16 protein-coding genes and 1 riboswitch are annotated in these 17,735 nt (G+C 36.1%); all 16 genes read left to right on the plus strand.

Going from position 1 to position 17,735, the window contains the following annotated elements; genetic code table 11:
- Nucleotides 1-7 precede the first annotated feature (7 nt).
- The 16 genes from ACWZFG_RS00460 (at nucleotide 8) to ACWZFG_RS00535 (ending at nucleotide 17,389) form a co-directional block, all read left to right on the plus strand.
- Nucleotides 8-2,305: a hypothetical protein gene (locus ACWZFG_RS00460; RefSeq protein WP_455576893.1), complete on the plus strand. Its 2,298-nt coding sequence runs from the start codon at nucleotides 8-10 to the stop codon at nucleotides 2,303-2,305.
- Between the two features lie 133 nt (nucleotides 2,306-2,438).
- Nucleotides 2,439-2,834, plus strand: coding sequence for a response regulator (locus tag ACWZFG_RS00465; protein ID WP_147667639.1), 396 nt, complete (start codon nucleotides 2,439-2,441; stop codon nucleotides 2,832-2,834).
- A gap of 129 nt (nucleotides 2,835-2,963) precedes the next feature.
- Nucleotides 2,964-3,599 carry a hypothetical protein gene (locus ACWZFG_RS00470; protein WP_455576894.1) on the plus strand — a complete coding sequence of 212 codons (636 nt, stop codon included), beginning with the start codon at nucleotides 2,964-2,966 and terminating at the stop codon, nucleotides 3,597-3,599.
- A gap of 511 nt (nucleotides 3,600-4,110) precedes the next feature.
- Complete coding sequence (locus ACWZFG_RS00475) at nucleotides 4,111-4,260, plus strand: hypothetical protein (protein WP_177505247.1); 150 nt, start codon at nucleotides 4,111-4,113, stop codon at nucleotides 4,258-4,260.
- 63 nt (nucleotides 4,261-4,323) lie between these two features.
- On the plus strand, nucleotides 4,324-5,667 hold the full coding sequence (locus ACWZFG_RS00480; RefSeq protein WP_418627189.1) for a threonine/serine exporter family protein: 1,344 nt from the start codon (nucleotides 4,324-4,326) through the stop codon (nucleotides 5,665-5,667).
- Between the two features lie 189 nt (nucleotides 5,668-5,856).
- Nucleotides 5,857-6,474: a M23 family metallopeptidase gene (locus tag ACWZFG_RS00485; protein ID WP_177505246.1), complete on the plus strand. Its 618-nt coding sequence runs from the start codon at nucleotides 5,857-5,859 to the stop codon at nucleotides 6,472-6,474.
- 10 nt (nucleotides 6,475-6,484) lie between these two features.
- Nucleotides 6,485-6,739, plus strand: coding sequence for an anti-sigma-F factor Fin (locus ACWZFG_RS00490; RefSeq protein ID WP_177505245.1), 255 nt, complete (start codon nucleotides 6,485-6,487; stop codon nucleotides 6,737-6,739).
- Nucleotides 6,740-6,827: 88 nt separating this feature from the next.
- Complete coding sequence (gene mfd, locus ACWZFG_RS00495; RefSeq protein WP_177505244.1) at nucleotides 6,828-10,121, plus strand: transcription-repair coupling factor; 3,294 nt, start codon at nucleotides 6,828-6,830, stop codon at nucleotides 10,119-10,121.
- Between the two features lie 98 nt (nucleotides 10,122-10,219).
- Nucleotides 10,220-10,789: a stage V sporulation protein T gene (gene spoVT / locus ACWZFG_RS00500; RefSeq protein ID WP_147667644.1), complete on the plus strand. Its 570-nt coding sequence runs from the start codon at nucleotides 10,220-10,222 to the stop codon at nucleotides 10,787-10,789.
- Between the two features lie 90 nt (nucleotides 10,790-10,879).
- Nucleotides 10,880-12,475 carry a putative polysaccharide biosynthesis protein gene (locus ACWZFG_RS00505; protein WP_177505243.1) on the plus strand — a complete coding sequence of 532 codons (1,596 nt, stop codon included), beginning with the start codon at nucleotides 10,880-10,882 and terminating at the stop codon, nucleotides 12,473-12,475.
- A 138-nt stretch (nucleotides 12,476-12,613) separates the two neighbouring features.
- The gene (locus tag ACWZFG_RS00510) at nucleotides 12,614-13,255 is read left to right on the plus strand and encodes a Gfo/Idh/MocA family protein (protein WP_177505242.1); all 642 of its coding nucleotides are present in this window, start codon (nucleotides 12,614-12,616) and stop codon (nucleotides 13,253-13,255) included.
- 119 nt (nucleotides 13,256-13,374) lie between these two features.
- Complete coding sequence (gene yabN, locus ACWZFG_RS00515; RefSeq protein ID WP_455576895.1) at nucleotides 13,375-14,835, plus strand: bifunctional methyltransferase/pyrophosphohydrolase YabN; 1,461 nt, start codon at nucleotides 13,375-13,377, stop codon at nucleotides 14,833-14,835.
- 100 nt (nucleotides 14,836-14,935) lie between these two features.
- Nucleotides 14,936-15,211 (plus strand): HU family DNA-binding protein, encoded by a 276-nt coding sequence (locus ACWZFG_RS00520; protein WP_177505240.1) that lies wholly within the window; start codon nucleotides 14,936-14,938, stop codon nucleotides 15,209-15,211.
- 77 nt (nucleotides 15,212-15,288) lie between these two features.
- A complete protein-coding gene (locus tag ACWZFG_RS00525) occupies nucleotides 15,289-15,990 on the plus strand; it encodes a response regulator (RefSeq protein WP_177505239.1) in 702 nt (233 codons plus the stop codon).
- Complete coding sequence (locus tag ACWZFG_RS00530) at nucleotides 15,990-16,733, plus strand: SDR family NAD(P)-dependent oxidoreductase (RefSeq protein ID WP_147667650.1); 744 nt, start codon at nucleotides 15,990-15,992, stop codon at nucleotides 16,731-16,733. Before ACWZFG_RS00525 ends, ACWZFG_RS00530 begins: the two co-directional genes overlap by 1 nt.
- A gap of 20 nt (nucleotides 16,734-16,753) precedes the next feature.
- Nucleotides 16,754-17,389, plus strand: coding sequence for a L,D-transpeptidase family protein (locus ACWZFG_RS00535; RefSeq protein WP_177505238.1), 636 nt, complete (start codon nucleotides 16,754-16,756; stop codon nucleotides 17,387-17,389).
- 66 nt (nucleotides 17,390-17,455) lie between these two features.
- Nucleotides 17,456-17,537: riboswitch (ZMP/ZTP riboswitch) on the plus strand.
- The last annotated feature ends 198 nt before the right edge of the window (nucleotides 17,538-17,735 follow it).

The raw sequence follows: 17,735 nt of genomic DNA on the forward strand, positions 1-17,735 counted from the left end.
TCTTCTTTTGTTAGTTAGTATTGCATTATGCATTACGGGATGTATGGTAAATCAGGAAAATCAGAGTCAAAAGCAAGGTGCGTTAATTGAGTCTGTAATGGAAGAAGATACACTTAAAGAACATATAATTACTGAAGGAGAAGGAAATTCATACCGTCTCCTTCAGAAAGGCAATGAGGAAGTGCCTTTATTAGAGATTGCTGCTGGTCAGGATGGTAGGATTATCTATAGAGATCAAATGTTTGCAGATATATCGAGTACGGTTAATTTTAAGCTGCAATTTTTATCTACACAGGGAACAGGTCGCTTTGTAGTTGATGGGGTGGACGCTGACGGTAATGTTATAGCTGGTATAGGATGGGTAGTTACAGGAGATTTGCCTAAAAACACGAAAACGATGAAATGGGTAGATTCTAGATATAGTATTAATTTTATTGGCTCTTGGATTGATACCTATTACAATGTAAAAGTTATGTTTGATAAAGAGCTTGGGCATGTAGATTATTCGAAAATTGCAAATTTTCGATTTTATGTAGAGGCTAGTGACGGACAACACGCATTAATTGCAAGAAGAGATTTATTTGATGATCATTCTAAATCTTTGCATATGATACCATTACAAAATTTTTATCAGGTAGACAAAGATGAATGGATTACTATTCAAGCAATTTTACAAAATCGAAGTCAACAAGTCATAGATAGTGCTGGTGTAGAGCTTGTTATGCCATACGGTTATGGACTTGTAACCATAGAGGATACACAAAGGATAAATGAGTACCTTCAACCGGGAGAAAAGCGGGTATTAACTTGGAAGGTAAAAGCGAATCGCGCCGATATTGTAAACTTAAATAAACCGTGGCAGATTTTTTTCAAAATCAATGGAGTCGTTGAAGAGGAAAGTCCTGTAGAGGTATCTATTAACGATAGGGAAGATGGACGAGTATATTATGTATTAACGGAAGATTTAGAACCTGCTGACAGCGCTGGATATTCTATTGCATGGGGAAATCAAGATGGATGGTTAAATCCAGAAGAATTAACAGTTCAAATGATAAGCAAAGCAGAAAAAATGAATCAAATTGCAGATCGATATGGTGCAAAATGGACGCATTATATTGCCCTACCGATTTTGAAAGCAGCTGCATGGGCAGAAGAAAAGGCACCGAAGCAAGGCTGGAAAGAGACTATAGAGAAAGTTAAAAATTCGGTACACGAGCAAACTAAATTAGGACATGCATACGCTTTGCATATGCATATGGATTATGATCCATATATAAGTGTGAATCTATTATCTTTTAATAAAGAGCGTAATGGCTTCTGGGGAAATCATTTGTTGCATGGATGGGCAAATTTATTACCAGAAGAAGGGGAGTATGACATTTATCAAAGTAGAGTAGGTTCTTTATATGCATATCAATCTATGCTGGAAGAAATGATTGGTAATGCCACTATGGGGCAAAGTTTAACGGCTAGAGCAGGTTCATTTGATTTCGGGGATGGTGCACAAGAAGAAATGATAAGTACACGTGCATATCAAAAAGCCGGGTATTTAGCTTCAAGTGATGCGGATGGCAATATTCAGGGGTATACTTCGGCTGACTATGGAAATGAGATTTATTTTGCTTCGAAGTCAGATATCAATGCACCTACGAAAGATTTACAGGATGTCGGTTTAGTGGAATTTCGATTAACACCAAAAGAGTTTATTGCCTATGAAAAAGGAAATGAATTGGATTGGAATCAGAAAGTTGATCAGGGCATGAACTATTTTGTTGGGAGTGGTAAAGTTATGCCAGGCGTTCATGCAATTGTTGGCTTCACGCATGCCTTCTTTATGATGGGAAATGGTGATTGGCGAAGTTTAGAAGGTGGACATTTTGATTTGCTTAATAACCATTTGTCTTATGTGGAAAAGCGTTATGTAAAGCCGGGTTTACTGCGTTTTGCTACTGCTGATGAATTGGTAGAAGCGTATCTTGATTATTATACACCGCAACTTTTGGCTGTTTATGGACGGATACTTGATGAAAATCTATTAACTACACATTATGAAATTAAATTGTTAGGTAAAGATATTCCGGTCAACCAAGGTAATCCATTGATGGTAAAAGTGAAGTATCCTTTATGGCTGCGTGAAAAAGCGTATAAAATTATTGTACTTAAAGAGGGTAAGCCAATTAAGATTCAAGACTTTTTGCCGACTGAAAGTAATGAAATTGAATTTTTGGTCGATGATAAAAATGCAACATACAGCATGCGAATCTATCATAATGAATGGATATACAGATTATTTCATCTTTTTTAATAGAATCGTAACTTATTTTAAACAGAAAGTTTTACCACTATTTACTTAATTTTAGCAGGAGATTAAGGGAAAAAAGCGAAATGTAAAAAGATAGAAAATTTAATACTATACTGAAAGAGAGCAAGGTGAAAAAATGACATTATCTAAGAGTACAGTATTAGTGGTAGACGACCAACCGGGAATTCGGAGACTATTAGTAGAAGTGTTGACGGATGAAGGTTATGAAGTAAATGTTGCTGCAAATGGTTATGAAGGCTTAGAGACTGTAAAAAAGTTAAAACCTAGTTTGATTTTAATGGATATGAAAATGCCTGGTATGGATGGGATTGCAACTCTACAAGAGTTGAAAGAGATAGGTATGGCAAGTAGAGTTATCATGATGACTGCTTATGGTGAGCTTGATTTAGTTACAAAAGCCAAAGAACTTGGTGCATATGCGTATATTACAAAACCATTTGATATTATTACATTATGTGAAATGGTTGCCAGCTATCTTGATGGTCATAAAGAAGAATTGATGATAGGGTAATGTTGTTTACTAATTTCACACTAAAAATAGGAGAATGATGAGAAGCATTCTCCTATTTTTATGAATTATTTTCAAGAAGGAATTCTTTGCTATATGGCGAATCTATCAATCAAGAAAGGAGTGAGTTGCGTGCTGATTCATGCTGCTTTGTCGATTGCATTATATTGTCAACGTTGTGGAAAAATTGAGATTCATGATATTTCTTATTTTTTATCACGGAATAAGGTCAGTATGTTGAAATGTAGCTGTAGCCATATTCAAGCGACATTAGTGCGTGATGATTCTAATAGATTTAGATTAAGAATTCCTTGTGGTGTTTGTGAAAATGTACATGAACATTTAATAAAGTTGAAAGATATAAAGAAATTTACAATTCGAAAAATTTATTGTGAAAAGGATTATTTTGAACTTGGGTATATTGGTAAGCGAAAATATATTGAAGAGATATTAACTTTTAATAAATTGGCCTTTGAAAAAACTTCTTGTAATGAAGTTCCAGAAAAAATTGAAAAACAACAGTTGGTTTTAGACGTGCTAAATAAAGTACATGATATGGTCGAACAGGGAAATGTGATATGCCCATGTGGAAAAGAAGAATTCAGAGCCGATATTATGGGGGATAATCTGATTTTAGAATGTATGCATTGTGACAGTTATCATATTATCTCTATGCGTAGTGAATCAGATTTAACTTTTTTAAATAAAACGGAAACTATAACTTTAAAACATGCCTCAAATTATGTAAGAAATATTGATTTAGATTAAAAATGAGTCGATATATTTATTTGAAAGTAGTACTGTTTTTTGTACAATAAAGTTACTAAAAGATTTTCATTAAGATATAATTTTTTAGTTGCTTTATAGAGGAGGCGCGATATCATGTTTTTTGATTCGCAATAAGCAGCAAAGCAAATTTTTTAGAAATAATGAATTTGTTCTGCTGCTTATTTTTATTTGGAAATACAAAGAAATTGATAAGATAAAGTAAGAAGGTTTAAGAAAAAATGAAAAGTTTTATATAATTAATGAAAAAGCTAAATCACTATTGAGGATATTTATGAACAAACGCATCAAACAAACAAAGCGGCGACAAAAACAAAAAATGCAACTGCCTTGATTACATCCATTGTGGAGGAAACGAATTTATTATCTTTGTATGCTTCAATTTAGGCAGTACCTGCAGGGGAACAAGGCAGATCATTTGCCGTAGTAGCATTACAAATTCAAAAATTAGTGGAGAAATCGAATAATTCAGCGCGTTTAATCGAAGAGATTATTGCAACGTTGCTTATGGATTACAGAAGAAACTTCTGCTTCGACAACAGAAATCAATGATACCATTGGTGAGATTTCAGAAGATGCAACGAAGCTGAAAACGATATCAGATGCATTAGAGGAAAATATAAATATATTTAAAACAAAATAATTTATTGTAAATATGAGGTTGTTACAATCTATATGAATTAGATACGATTAAAAGGAGTCATTAATGATTATGATAATTGACGAACAGGTATTACAAGAACCCTACGCTGAAGTTGAGCGAAAAATGCATCTTTTGTTACAAACGGGGCAGATGCTTATGGAAAGTGGGGCGGACACAAATCGCATTGTGCGGGATATGAAACGCGTAGCTGCCTATATGGGAATTCCAAAGCGGAAAATTCACTTACATATTACGTGTACGACGATTATGCTTAATATAAGTGACGGAGATCATTCTTACACACAGTTTCGTAAATGTCAGCACCATAGTGTGAATATGACAGTTATCTCTGCACTTATAAAACTCTCTTGGCATGCGTTGGAGAGAAACTATACGTTAGATGAATACGAAGCTGAACTTATGAGAATTAGAAAACTTAAACGAAATTATTCGCCACTTTTATCTGTCTTAGGGGCAGGTCTTGCTTGTGGAAGTTTCGGTAAGTTATTTGGTTGTGATTGGGCGGCATTTTTTTGGACAATGATTTGTGCTTCTAGCGGATTTTGGGTGAGAAGCCTTTGTAATAAATGGGGTGTGAATCCCTATGCAGGAATTTCTATTGCTGCATTTGTAGCCACTTTTCTTGCTTATCTTACGCAATTTATTTCAGGATCAGTTACGCCTTGGTATCCAATGATTGCTTGTACGTTATTTATTATCCCAGGGATTCCACTTATCAATGCTGTCGATGATATGCTCAATAATTATATAGCGGCAGGAACAACGCGTAGTATCAATACATTGCTTATTGTCGCAAGTATGACTTTTGGAATTATTCTTGCAATTCGCATTGCAAATGTTGCTGATTTTACAACACTCAACGTTGTACCGGACAGCATTTATCTTTCTCATGCAATTTTTGCTGCGATTGCAGCAGCTGGTTTCTCCATTATTTTCAATGTGCCACCTCGCTTATTAATCATGACAGTGATTGGTGGGATTATTTCCGTATGTCTACGTAATTTTTTTGCTTTTGAACTTGGAATGAGTCAAGTAGCAGGATCATTTATTGGTGCAGTTGTAGTAGGACTTATTACGATGAAATCTACGCATTGGCTAAATACGTCAGCCTATGTACTTTCGATACCATCCGTTATTCCGCTTATCCCAGGCGTGTTACTTTATCGCTTACTTTTTGCTTTTTTTAATATAAAAGAATTGGATACGGTGGCACTACTGGTTGCGATTCAAAATGGTGTTACTGCTGTACTTATTATTATTAGTGTTGCTGTTGGCATTACAATTCCAAATCTTATTGCTCAGCGTTATCTTGACAAAACTAAGGATGAATATATAGAAGAATTGATTGAAGAGCGTCGTCAAAATATCGAAAGGGATTTATTTTAGATAGTAATTTAAGGTGGGAGTAAAAACTCTCCCTGAGTCAGTGGTTGTATCTTATTATAAGATGAAAATCTACTGTAGCTAAACATGGTGAGTGTTTAGTGCAGTAGATTTTTTTTGCATAAAATTTCTTTTTCCCGTTAAGGATAATTATAGTATCTAAAATTTGTAAAAAAATAGGTGGGCGATTCTATGACATTAAAAAAAGTTAACTATAAAAAATTTTTATGTGTTTTACTTGCGTTTAGTTTTCTTGCAGGTATTACTTGGTGTTTATTGCAACAAGCGCCAGAATCAAAACAGTTGCATGAACCGCTTATGGAAGTTGAAGCAGTAGAAGAACTTGCTCCTGAGGAGCCTGCATTGCCTGCGAATGCAGAAATGGAGCAGTATAAGAATAAGCATGATGAAGAGAAAGTTCCAGTATCACGGGCAAATATATCACAGTTTATTGCACCTACACATGGGGTAGTAACGTCAGAGTTTGGAGCACGTGGAGGAAGAAATCATGATGGCGTTGATATAGCAAATGACTTAGGGACACCAATTTTAGCGGCAAAAGATGGAAAAGTAAGTTTTACTGGGTGGATATCTGGTTATGGTAACACAATTATAATTGAACATAAACAAGGGTATACTACGTTATATGGGCATTTACAATCTATTTTGGTCGAAACAGATAGTATTGTAAAAGCGGGGGAACCGATTGCTACGATGGGAAGTACGGGAAATTCTACAGGTCCGCATCTACATTTTGAAGTAGAGCGTGATGGTGTATTGATGAATCCTGCAATAATCTTAAATAATTGAGGAGAGTACAATGAAAATATGTTATCATTGTGAAATTTGTGGCGCGGATATTGATGAAATTGAACTAGCGGTAGTGGATGAAAAAAAGCTTGGCTTTGATTGCTTGACTGGTGATGAACGGAAAGCTATAATTAGTGTTGATACATTATCCGATACGATGGATGTACAGTCGTTATGTGATGCATGTATTAAAGAATTGGGGTTGGATGATGCGCAGGATCAGGCTACTTCATTCCCGATAAACGGACTAAACTTATTACATTGAGATAGTTCTAAAAAAAGAGAAATTTGCATATATATGATAGGGCTTTAGCGATAGCTAAAGCCCCTTTTGGCATGGGTGAGGTGTAAAAATGGAAAAGCTGTTTGAGCTAGTTAAGCGAGACAAATCAATTGCTAAAGTGGTAAATTGCTTTGCAAAGGATCATGCAGAAAGTTTAATTTATGGATTGTCAGGCTCGCAGAAAAGTATGGTTTTAGCAAGTTGCTTTAAAGAAAACCAACGCACGACGATTATTTTAACAAATACGAAAGAATCTATAGAAGCTTTGCAGGCTGATTTATCTATGTTGCTTCCTGATACTGCAGTTTTAGAATTGCCAGCACTTGATATGGTTACTTTTTCTGCTGCAGCAAAGAGCATGGCACTGGCAGCAAAACGAATGGATGTTTTAGGGCGATTAATTCGTAAGGAAAAGATTATTGTCTTGGCAAGTGCAGCCGCTGCTGTACAAAAAGGTTTGTCAAAACAAGAATTTGAAAAATCAAGTTTATCGCTTTTTATTGGTTTATTAATAGAGCGAGAGAGGGTATTAAAAAAGCTTGTTGAACTAGGATACGAACGTGTGGAGCAAGTAGATAGTATTGGTCAATTTAGTGCGCGAGGCGGCATTGTTGATATTTTTCCGATTAATCGTCAACTGCCGATTCGTATGGAGTTTTTTGGTGATGAGATAGATTCTTTGCGAGAATTTGATTTAACAACGCAACGTTCCTTGCAAAACATTACGAATGCTGATGTTTTGCCATTGATGCAGACAGATAGTACAGGCAAGCCAGAAATGTTTCTGGCATATCTAGAGGAGCAAGCGACGGTTATATTTGATGAACCATCACGTATTCGGGAACAAATTACTTCTTTAGTGAAAGAAAATCCTGAATTAAAGAAGCATATGTTTAACTGGCATGAAATTATTGCTTTAGCGAAGCAACATAATGTCATGTATTTATCTTTATTATTACAGAAAACGCCAAATGCAGAGCCAAGCGAAATTATCAGTGTCCTTGCAAAAGCAGCAACACCGTATCATAAGCAGATGGATTTATTGGTAAGTGAGCTTAATGGCTGGCTTGAACGCAAGATGAAACCGATTTTATTTATGACAAGTGCACAGAAAGTAGAATCTATGCGTGCTTCTTTAAATGAGCAGAAGATACCATCTATCGTATTTGATGGGAAATCTGATTTTGTTGATTCGGCTGTGTATATCTGCTTAGGAACGTTAAATAATGGTTTTGAATTGCCACAAGCAAATTTAGTTGTTCTTACGGAAAAAGATATTTTCGGCAGGCAGAAAAAACGTGCGTTGCCACGCGCAGCAAAAGGAGAGAAAATCACCTATTTCCGTGACATTAATATTGGTGATTATGTTGTTCATGTAAATCATGGAATCGGCAAATATATCGGTGTAGAAACAATTGAAGTTGGCGGAATGAATCGCGATTATTTGCATATACGTTATGGCGGCGATGATAAATTATTTGTGCCAACGGATCAAGTACATTTGTTGCAAAAATATATTGGTTCAGAAGGAGAAGTGCCACGTCTGCATAAAATGGGTGGTACGGAGTGGACAAAAGCCAAAGCTAAAGCAAAAGCTTGCGTTGTAGATATGGCAAAGGAATTAATTCAGCTCTATGCAAAACGAAAAACGGAGACTGGTTTTGCCTTTGAAGCTGATACGCCATGGCAAAGAGAGTTTGAAGAGGCTTTTCCATATCAAGAAACGCCGGATCAATTGGCGGCGATTGAAGAGATTAAAGCTGATATGGAAAAACCTCGACCAATGGATCGATTGCTTTGTGGTGACGTTGGCTTTGGAAAAACGGAAGTGGCAATTCGGGCGGCGTTTAAAGCGGTCATGAGTGGAAAGCAAGTTGCAGTTTTAGTGCCAACTACAGTTCTAGCGCAGCAACATTTTAAGACTTTTCAAAATCGCTTTGCTGGTTTTGGTCCTGTAGTTGATGTTGTATGTAGATTTAGAACGGCGAAAGAGCAAAAAGAAACGCTGGCGAAACTGGAGACTGGTCAAGTCGATGTTTTAATCGGTACCCATCGAATTTTAAATCAAGAAGTAAGGTTTAAAGATTTGGGGTTACTCATTGTCGATGAAGAACAGAGATTTGGTGTTGCTCAAAAAGAAAAACTGAAAAAGTGGAGTCATGGAATAGATGTGTTAACGTTGAGTGCGACTCCAATTCCTAGGACACTCCATATGTCACTTGTCGGGGCAAGGGATATGAGTATCATTGAAACGCCGCCGGAAGAACGTTACCCAGTTCAAACGTATGTGGTTGAGAATAATGATACGATTATTCGCGATGCAATCAAGCGAGAACTAAAGCGTGGTGGACAGGTATATTTTGTTTATAACCGTGTGGAAACCATTGATAAGATGAGTAATTATCTTGCGAATATGCTTCCTGATGCAAAAATTCAAGTTGGACACGGACAAATGGCAGAAGAACTATTGGAGCAAGTTATGTTAGATTTTTATGAAGGGCAAGATGATATCTTAGTTGCAACGAGTATTATCGAAAATGGACTTGATGTACCGAATGCGAATACGATTATTATTTACGATGCGGATCGTTTTGGTCTTTCACAGCTTTATCAGATGCGCGGGCGTGTTGGCAGATCGAATCATATGGCATTTGCATACTTTGTTTATCAAGCGGATAAAGTATTAACCGAAGTTGCAGAAAAAAGATTACAGGCGATTAAAGAGTTTGCTGAACTTGGGGCAGGGTTTAAAATTGCGATGCGTGATTTGGAAATTCGTGGTGCTGGGAATCTGCTTGGGGCACAACAACATGGGCATATTGCCAGTGTTGGTTTTGAAATGTATTGTCGATTATTAGAAGAGGCAATTCAAGAGGAGAAAACAGGTGAACCGGTGAAAGGCTATGAAGAGCCTATGATTGATTTAAAGATAGAAGCATATTTACCGGGGGATTATATTGCTGATGCGATGCATAAGATAGAAATATATCAGCGTATTGCAGCAATTCGAAATAAACAGCATTTAGAACAGTTGTTAGATGAATTGATTGACCGATTTGGAGAACCGCCAGAAGAGGTAATGAATTTATTGACTGTTGCACGCATAAAAAATATTGCGCGGCATTTAGGTTTAAAATCTATTATTCAGCAACCGATGCAGATTGAGTTTATTTTTAGCGATGTGCCGAACGTAGAGATGGAAAATATAATAAAATTAAAAGCTTTATTTGCAGCATTTATAAAAGTTGTTCCTGGGCCGCCAGAAATTATTCGTATGCGGCTAACGCAAAATTATGCAAAAAATATTTTAAAATATGTGACGAAAATATTGATTACTTTAGCAGTAACAGAGAAGAAAAAGTAACAGGATCTCTTTTCAATACGATGAATAAATTTCAATATGCAGATATATACTATTATTGGAATCGAATGTCAGAAGGTGTTGAAAAGGGGGGATAATATTTGAAAGCAACAGGCATTGTAAGAAGAATTGATGATTTGGGAAGGGTGGTTATTCCGAAGGAAATTCGCCGTACCCTAAGGATTCGTGAAGGTGATCCATTAGAGATTTATGTGGATCGAGATGGTGAAGTAATTTTAAAGAAATACTCTCCAGTAAATGAACTAGGTGACTTTGCAAAAGAATATTGTGATTCTTTATACGAATCAATTGGACACATCGTTTTAATTGCTGACCGCGATGAAATTGTAGCAGTGGCGGGGACGGCAAAAAAGGAATTTTTAAATAAAGGATTAAGTACGTTGGTCGAAAAAATCATGGAAGACCGTAAAGCCGTACTTATCAATAATCCAATTGAATATAAAGGCAGAATTTGCCCAATTGACATTGATGATGATGAAATAGAAAATTTTAAATTGTCATCCGAAGTAATTGCACCGATCATTGTAGAAGGAGATGCAATTGGCGCGGTAATCATTTGTACAAAGCAGCCAAATGTCAAAATGGGAGATGTTGAATTAAAGTTAGCGGAAACAGCCGCGGGATTTTTGGGAAAACAAATGGCAATGTAAAAGTTGTAGCAGGGATATTGTGAAATTAGAAATGAAAATCTATTTTACAGTATCCCTTTTTAGTTGTTGGCGAAAAGAGGGTGATATTGTGTGAAACATAGATTTATTCAAGGGGCATTAATATTAACGATTGCAGGGATCGTTGTTAAGATTATTGGTTCGGTAAATCGAATCATTTTATCGAGAATGCTCGGTGGTGAAGGTATAGGTTTATATCAGATGGCTTATCCAATTTACCAATTGGCACTAAGTGTATCTTCTGCAGGAATTCCTGTAGCTATTTCGATCTTAACGGCGGAAAAATTAGCATTAAAAGATTACATAGGAGCAAATAGAATATTTCGCTTATCATTAAAATTGATGATGGTAACAGGATTGTTCTTTAGCTGGTTATTGTATTATGGAGCGGGATGGCTGGTTGATGCACAGATTGTACGTGATGAACGCGCCTATTATGCAATTGCTGCACTTGCACCAGCAATTTTTTTCGTTACGATTTTATCAAGTTATCGTGGCTATTTTCAGGGAATGCAGATGATGACACCAACGGCCATATCGCAAATTGTTGAACAAGCGATTCGCGTCGTTGTGATGATAGCTTTGGCAATTGTACTTTTGCCCTATGGATTAGCGTATGCTTCAGCTGGGGCAAGTTTTGGAGCAGCACCAGGCGCAGCAGCAGGCGTAATCATACTTCTTTACTATTATTGGCGACACAGAATTATACATAAAGAACAGTTGAAAATGCAAAATCGCGAGATTGTGCAAGAGTCTAGTTATTCTATTATTAAGAGGCTGGCCATTCTTGCACTCCCTGTATCATTAGCAAATATTATGTTGCCGCTTACGGCGAGTATTGATTTATTTATCGTTCCAGCAAGATTGGAGAATGCTGGTTATAGTGTTGAAGTTGCAACAGAGCTCTTTGGGTATTTAACAGGTATGGCAGTTTCATTAGTCAATCTGCCGACAATTTTAACTGCATCTCTTGCCGCCAGTCTTGTGCCGGCAATTTCAGAAGCTGTGGCGCTTAAAGATCGGTATGGGATTACGCTGCGAGCGGTAACAGCGCTTCGGATGGCAATTTTATTGATGATTCCAAGCTTTGCTGGTTTATATTTATTAGCGATGCCAATTTCTGAAATGTTATATGCTACGCCAAATGCTAGCAGTTGTATAGCTGTACTTTCATTCGGCGTTGTTTTATTAGGAATTGGGCAAGTAACAACAGGAATATTACAAGGTTTAGGTCATACGACGATTCCTTTAATTAATATGATTATTGCAGCATTTGTAAAAGTGATTTTAAGCTGGACGCTAACGGCAAATTCATCATGGGGAATTGAAGGTGCTGCTTGGGCGACAAATGCAGATTTTGGTACGGCGGCACTGTTAAATTTATTTTTTATTTATCGTTATGTTGGTAAAGCTCTTGAATTAAAATCTATTTTTAAAGTGATGGTGGCAACGGTGATGATGAGTATAGCAGTATTTGTTTCCTATGATGCATTGATGAGAGAGTTTTGGGGAAATACAATATCGACTATGGGAGCAATAATAAGTGGCGGAGTTATTTATACAATTTTTATTTTGTTAATTGGTGGAGTTACAAAAAATGAGATTGAAAGCATCCCTAAAGTTGGGAAAAGTGTTAGTAGAGTATTAGAAAAAATGCGCTTAATTTGATAGAAGATATAAATAAGGCTGTTATAAGGGATTATCCCGTTTAACAGCCTTATTTAATTGTAATTGACAAAATTGGTTATACCATAATGCGAAAAATCTATTACGTTAAACAATGCAGAATTAAAAAAAACAGTAAATTTGGCAAAGGGGAAAGGGGTAATTTTAGCTGAAGCTATGACAATTTATCATATGCCGCTTTATAAAAAGCTAAAGGAATTTATAGCTTCAGGGATGCTTGGAGCAGTAAGAATGATACAATTAAATTTTGGCAGTTATCGAGAGTATGATATGACAAGTCGTTTTTTTAATAAAAATTTAGCAGGTGGGGCATTACTTGATATTGGCGTGTATGCAATTTCATTAGCGAGATATTTTATGTCTATTAAACCTAAGCAAATTCTTTCTCAAGTAAGATTTGCTGAAAGTGGAGTGGATGAACAAGCAGGCATTTTATTGATGAATGAACGAGCCGAGATGGCAACGATTGCATTAACATTGCCTAAAAGAGCGGTGATTGCTTTTGAAAAGGGATATATTGAAATCATGGAATATCCAAGAGCTGATGAAGAGAAAATTGTATATACATCGTCGGGAACCATAGAAACAATAGTTGCTGGAAAGCGCTCAGATGCATTGCAGTATGAAATGGAAGACATAGAAGAAGCAATCATTTCAAGAAAAAAAGATATGCTGCTTACCAATACGATTGATGTAATGGATATTATGACGGAGATTAGGCACAGATGGGGAATGTATTATGACTCGGAAAAAATCTTTTAGTTTAATATTTTTAATCTTGATCATTGTATAATTTGATTTTTTAACTATATAGAATATAATGAAATATGCATTTATTTTGGTTAGGAGGATGAATTACTTTTGTAATTCAAGATTTAGAAATGGGAGAAATAACGATTGTTGGACTTGGACCGGGATCATTTGGGTATATTACGATGGAAACGTGGGATAAAATAACATCGGCTGAAACGCTTTTGCTTAGAACTGCGAAACATCCAACCGTGGAGGAAATGCAAGCTAGAGGCGTTCAGTTTAACTCATATGATTATGTGTATAATACAAAAGATACCTTTGAAGAGGTCTATCAAACGATTGCAAATGATTGCATAAGTCGTGCGCAATGCGGAGAAAATATTGTATACGCTGTTCCAGGCAGTCCGCTGGTTGCTGAAAAAACAGTAGTTTTGATTCGCGAATTAGGTAAAAAACTAAAGGTAAAAGTTAATATTTTAGCTGGAATGAGTTTTATTGAAGTTTTGTATGTTAGATTAGGAATTGATCCGATTGAAGGTCTTACCGTAATTGATAGTAAGGACATTGAACGATTGGTTTGTAGTACAGAAAATGGGATTGTGATTACGCAGGTGTATAACAGTCAAGTTGCATCGGATACAAAATTAAGCTTAATGGAAATTTATCCAGATGATTTTAAAGTCACATTAATTCAAAATTTAGGGTTGCCAAATGAAAAAATAATAGAGATAGCATTGTATGAATTAGATCGGCAAACAGGAATTGATCACTTGACAAGCCTTTATATTCCTCCGTATAAACAATCGCAAGAATGTTTTGATTTAGCTCCGCTTACGGATGTAATGGCAAGACTTCGCTCACCCGGCGGATGTGTATGGGATATTGAGCAAACACATCGTTCGTTAAGGCGAAATCTAATTGAAGAGGTATATGAAGTAGTAGAGGCAATTGATTTTGAAAATGCGGAGCTCTTATGTGAAGAGTTGGGGGATTTGCTTTTACAAATTGTGTTTCATGCACGTATGGCAGAAGAAACAGGGGTTTTTTCGATGCAAGATGTGATTGATGGAATTACAGAAAAATTAATTCGTCGTCATCCCCATGTTTTTGGTGATGTTACAGTACGTGATGCTGGTGAAGTTGTATTGAACTGGGAAGAAATTAAACGCAAAGAAAAAGCAAAAGAACGTACGCATATTCTTGATGGTGTGCCAAAAGATTTACCATCATTAATGCGTGCATATAAATTACAACATAAAGCTGCAAAAGTTGGCTTTGATTGGGATAATATCACCCCAGTTTGGGATAAAATAGAGGAAGAAATTAAAGAATTAAAAGAAGCTATCGCGTTGTCTGATCCAAAAAAAGTAGAAGAAGAATTGGGTGATGTGATATTCTCAATTGTAAATTTATCAAGATTTCTAAAAGTAGATGCTGAAATTGCATTAAATTCGACAAATAATAAATTTGTTAAAAGATTTTCTTATATTGAAAATAAGTTGAAAGATAAAGGTAAATCATGGAAGGGAACAGCATTAGAAGAGCTTGGTAAGTACTGGAATGAGGCGAAAGTCACATTTTTGATGTAATATCACGGTTTTTTTTGTAAAATTTTTTAAAAGAAAGAGGAATAGGCAAATAAACAGCGAATAAAGCTAATCGTAATCATTTCATGAGGAGGATATGTTTGTGAATAAAACTGAATTAGTGGCTAGCGTTGCTGAAAAAGCTGGCTTAACGAAAAAAGATGCTGAAAAAGCGGTGAATGCGCTATTTGCTAGCGTAGAAGAAGCTTTAGTAGCAAATGACAAAGTTCAAGTAATTGGTTTCGGTACTTTCGAAGTTAAAGAACGTGAAGAAAGAAAAGGCCGCAATCCACAAACTGGTGCTGAAATTACAATTCCTGCATCGAAAAACCCTGTTTTCAAAGCAGGTAAAGGTCTTAAAGACGCTGTAAATGCATAATTTATGATAAAAGTCAGGTCGCGAGATCTGGCTTTTATTGTGTATTGGGATAATAATATCATGAGGGGTCGTGTAAGATGAAGCAAGAAATCCTTATTGTCGATGATGAACAATCGATTCGTGAATTATTAAAATTTAATTTAGAGAAAGCCGGTTATATTATAAGACTTGCGGATAATGGAAAAAGTGCATTAGAAGAAGTTGGCTTAAAGACGGATTTAATCCTTTTAGATTTAATGTTGCCTGAATTGGATGGACTGGAAGTATGCCGTAGATTAAAGGGAGATGTAAAGACATCCAGTATTCCGATTATTATGCTGACAGCAAAAAATGAAGAAATTGATAAAATTCTTGGTTTAGAATTAGGAGCTGATGATTACTTAACGAAACCTTTTAGCCCAAGAGAGTTAATTGCGCGAATTAAAGCAGTACTCAGAAGGAGTAATAAAGATACGACAGTTGTTGGTGAATTTAAAGTTGGTAATTTAAAAATGAATTTTAGCACATATAAAACATTTATTGGAAGAACACAGATAGAATTGACCCCAAAAGAATATGAATTACTGAAGTTGTTTATTACAAATATTGATCGGGCATATTCTCGTGAAGAACTGCTGGATAAAATATGGGGATATGAATATTATGGAGATACGAGAACTGTAGATGTACATGTGCGTCATTTACGTGCAAAGCTTAGTATTGAACCTCAGTTAGCAGAAGCAATTGAAACAGTACGTGGTGTTGGCTATAGATTTACAGATTTGAAAGGCAGTCAATGATGGAAAAAAAAGTTGCGGTAATCACAGGGGGAACTTCAGGAATTGGGCTTGCTGCTGCAAAATGCTTATTGCGCGACGGATATCAAATCGTTCTCATTGGTCGGTCAGAGACGAGGGGAAAGCTGGCAGTAAAATTGCTTGGGGAAAACGCTGCATTCTTTTCTGGTGATGTTAGTAAAGTCAGCGAATGCAAGCGGTTAGCTAAAAAAATAGATGCAAGTTATGGACAGATACATACATTGGTGAACAGTGCGGGCATTTATCTTGAAAAATCTATTGGCGATATGACGGAAGAAGATTTTTTAGCTGTCATGGATACGAATGTAAAAGGAACATATTTTATGTGTAAGGAATGTTTGCCATTACTTGCGAAAGATGGCACTGCCTCTATTGTTAATGTGTCTTCAGATGCAGGCTTAAAAGGGAATTATCTTTGTAGTGCTTATTGTGCTTCAAAGGGAGCTGTAACACTATTTACAAAGGCTTTAGCGTTAGAAGTTGCGGCAGAAGGTATTCGGGTAAACTGTGTATGTCCGGCTGATATTGATACGCCAATGACGCGAGCACAATTTATTCAAAATGTAGATGAATCTATGCAGTTAAAAGCGATGTGTGATGTGTATCCACTGGGGCGGATTGGAACTCCAGAAGAGGTGGCAGAAACTATCGCTTTTTTAGTATCGGAAAAAGCTGCTTTTGTAACAGGTGCAGCCTGGAGTATTGATGGTGGAATAACAGCATAAAAGAAAAGGTGTGAGGACTGATGAAGAAAGTTTTATCAGAAGAGATAGCACTATTTGCGATATGCGCTTCATTTTTTGCAACAGAAGTTGAGGCAGGTACATTGTTAGATAAAAGTGATCAAATTGTATTAGTGCGGGCAAAAGAGACGCGGGCTAAAGTAGGTTTTTATGAAAAAAATAATAAAAGTCATTGGATTGAAAAATGGCAGACGAGCGGTTACATTGGAAGAAATGGTCTAACGACGGATAAACATGAAGGCGATGGGAAAACGCCAATTGGTGTATATGATCTTGGTTTAGCTTTTGGCGTAGAAAAAAATCCTGGAACAAAAATTCCCTATAAAGAACTTGATGAAAAAGATGTGTGGGTCGATGATATAAATTCTAAGTATTATAATCGATATGTGAGAAGTGATATTGCTGATAAAGATTGGATTTCAGAGGAACATTTATGCAATTATAAAGAAAGTTATACTTATGCAATTGTAATTGAATATAATACTCAGCCGATTGTGAGAGGAGCTGGTTCAGCAGTTTTTTTACATGTTGAAACTAAGGAACCTACAGCGGGATGTGTGAGTATTCCAAAAAAATATATGAAAAAGTTTTTGCAACTATTAAAACCAGGTGCTAAAATTATTATTACCAGGTACTAAATTTTGCTTGACAATATTATTAGCTATATGTATAATCAAAATTGTTATAATAAATAATTAATATGACAGGCAATATAGGATTGACGGATAAGTGGAGCACCACATGGACTATATTGTAAAATAGAAGCCGACCGTCTGGGCATTTTTCGTTTATGCTTAGATGGTTTTTTTGTACCATGAGTCAATTTTAATAAAGAGTTTTTAAGTGAAATGGAATATGGATTGGCGGATATAGCGTGGTAGATGATCACGTGAACTATATGGTGAGAGAATTCGACCGCCTGGGCATGGAGTTTTATATTTTGCTCAGGGGGTCTTTCTATATGATAAACAAGGTATTCTAAAT

This window comes from Anaerosinus sp. (assembly GCF_965318445.1).